The 2,431-nt window shown below is 66.5% G+C and carries 2 protein-coding genes; both read left to right on the top strand.

All coding sequences use genetic code 11. The features are described 5' to 3' along the window. Positions 1-1,403 (top strand): sugar ABC transporter ATP-binding protein (locus tag ACRDUX_RS29145; RefSeq protein WP_526419027.1); only part of this gene is annotated, 1,403 nt, incomplete at its 5' end. A 40-nt stretch (positions 1,404-1,443) separates the two neighbouring features. Beyond that, the gene (locus tag ACRDUX_RS29150) at positions 1,444-2,238 is read left to right on the top strand and encodes an SDR family NAD(P)-dependent oxidoreductase (protein WP_526419028.1); all 795 of its coding nucleotides are present in this window, start codon (positions 1,444-1,446) and stop codon (positions 2,236-2,238) included. Positions 2,239-2,431: the final 193 nt, after the last annotated feature.

Genomic DNA, 2,431 nt, shown 5'->3' on the forward strand with positions numbered 1-2,431 from the left:
GTGCAGGCAAGAGCACGCTGATGAAGATTCTCGCGGGAGTCCACGCCGACCACGGCGGCACCATCGCCGTCGATGGGGTGCAGCTGACAGGCAGTTCGCCTGCGGCGATGCTGCGTGCCGGCATCGCCGTGATCTATCAGGAGTTCTCGTTGGTGCCGGACATGACGGCGGCGCAGAACATCGCGCTGGGCCGGGAACCCGATGCCCGCATTCCCGGTCTGATGAAGCACCGGGAAGCACGCCGCCGCAGTCTTGACGAACTCGCCGAGATCGGCATCGACGTTCCCCCCGACGTCCCGGTCTCAGAGCTGCCCGTCGGACAGCAGCAGATGGTGGAGATCGCCAAAGCCGTCGCGCGCAGGGCCAACATCCTCGTCATGGACGAGCCGACGGCGCGGCTCTCGGCGGCGGAGCGGGAGCGACTGTTCGACATCATCGCGATGCTGGCCAAGCGTGGTGTCGGCATCATCTACATCTCCCACTTCCTGGAGGAGATCCTCGCGGTCTGCTCCACGGTGACCGTGCTACGCGACGGGCGACGCATCACGACGTGTGATCGGGCGGAACTCGACCAGGCCAAGATCGCCCGTCTCATGGTCGGCGACAAGTTCGAGGCGATGACCGAAGGCGTTGGGCGGGGTGCTCGCGCCATCGACTGCGCCGACGCCGAACCCGCGCTCGAGTTGCACGGACTGTCCGTCGCAGGTGCGCTGTCCCCGGTCACGCTCACCGTCGGGCGCGGAGAAGTCATGGGCTTCGCGGGCATCCAGGGATCCGGCCGGAGCGAGCTGGCCCGGGCGCTGGTGGGTGCGATCGACGGCGCCGGGGGCCGGCTTCGCGTCGACCACTTCGACGGCCTGCCCCGGAATCCGCGGCACGCCGTCGACGTCGGCCTGCTCATGCTGCCGGGAAATCGCAAGAGCGAGGGCATCATCGAGCAGCGCTCGGTGAAGTCGAACGTCGCATTGACGGCTCTGCGCGGCAATCTCTCGCGGTTCGGATGTGTGCGGCGACGGCTCCTCGAACGAACCGTCGATGAACTGATCGTGCGATTCGCCGTCCACCCGCGACGCACCGACCTGCAGATCACGGCGTTGTCCGGCGGAAACCAGCAGAAGGTGCTCTTCGCCCGTGCCGTCGCCGCTCAGCCCAAGGTTCTGGTGCTGGATCAACCGACCGCCGGCGTGGACATCGGAGCCAAGGCCGAGCTGTACGCGCAGATTGAGATGCTCGCCGACTCCGGCGTCACCGTGCTGGTGTTCAGTGACGACCTCGAAGAGCTCCTTCAGCTCAGCGACCGGATCGTGCTGATGCGCAAGGGAATCGCCGCACCACCGCGGCCGGCCACACAGTTCGACAGGGCGGCGCTGCTCGCCGCGATCACCGGCGACGCCGTCGCCTGATCAGTCATTCGGCGTTCGCGCCAACGAAGGGAGAACTCATATGACAGCCCCCACCGTTCCCGCGCCAGCGCGGTTGTCCGGGAAGGTCGCGATCGTCACGGGCGGTGCTGACGGAATCGGTCGGGCCACGTGTCTGCGGCTGGCTGAAGCGGGCGCCGCCGTCGTGGTCCTCGACCGCAACGCCACCAAGGCGATCGAGGTCGTCGCCGCCATCGAAGACGCTGGCGGACGAGCGTTGGCCGCGGTCGCGGACGTGACCGTGGAAGCCGAAGTCCGAGCAGCAGTTTCCGACTCTGTCGAGCGTTTCGGCCGCATCGACGTTCTCGTCAACAACGCCGCGATCCCCGGCGCTCAGAAGCCGACCCACGAGGTAACCGAGGACGAGTTCGACGAACTCTTCAACGTGGACGTCAAGGGCGTGTTCTTCTGCACCAAGCACGTCATCCCGCACATGAAGTCCGGCGGTGGGGGCAGCGTCATCCACATCTCGTCGATCAACGGACTCGTCGGCAACAAGGACGTACCGCTGTACCACGCGGCGAAGGGGGCGGTGCGGTTGATGGCCAAGACCGACGCCGTGGTGTACGCCGAGGACAAGATTCGCTTCAACTCCGTCCATCCCGGCTCGATCAGGACCGCGTTGAGCGAACGGCTCGCCGCGATCCACCCAGACGGTCCCGAGGCTTACTTCAAGTGGCTGGCTGACATGCACCCGCTGGGGCATCAGGGCGAACCCGACGACATCGCCTATGGCGTGGTGTATCTGGCCTCCGACGAGTCGAAGTTCGTCACCGGCACCGAACTCATCATCGACGGCGGATACACCGCACAGTGACCGCACCCGAAGCCCGAATGCAGGAGGAAACCATGTCCAGCAATCCCATCACTCCACTGATCGGCAAGGGCGCCGTCGTCACCGGCGCCAGCTCCGGCCACGGTCGAGCGATCGCACTCGCGCTGGCCGCTGCCGGTGCAGGCGTCGTCTGCTCGGACGTCCGAAAGAGCGCTCTGTCCGGCGGGTTCGAACC

The organism is Mycobacterium sp. (assembly GCF_050701675.1).
In the GTDB taxonomy this organism is placed as follows: Bacteria; Actinomycetota; Actinomycetes; order Mycobacteriales; family Mycobacteriaceae; genus Mycobacterium.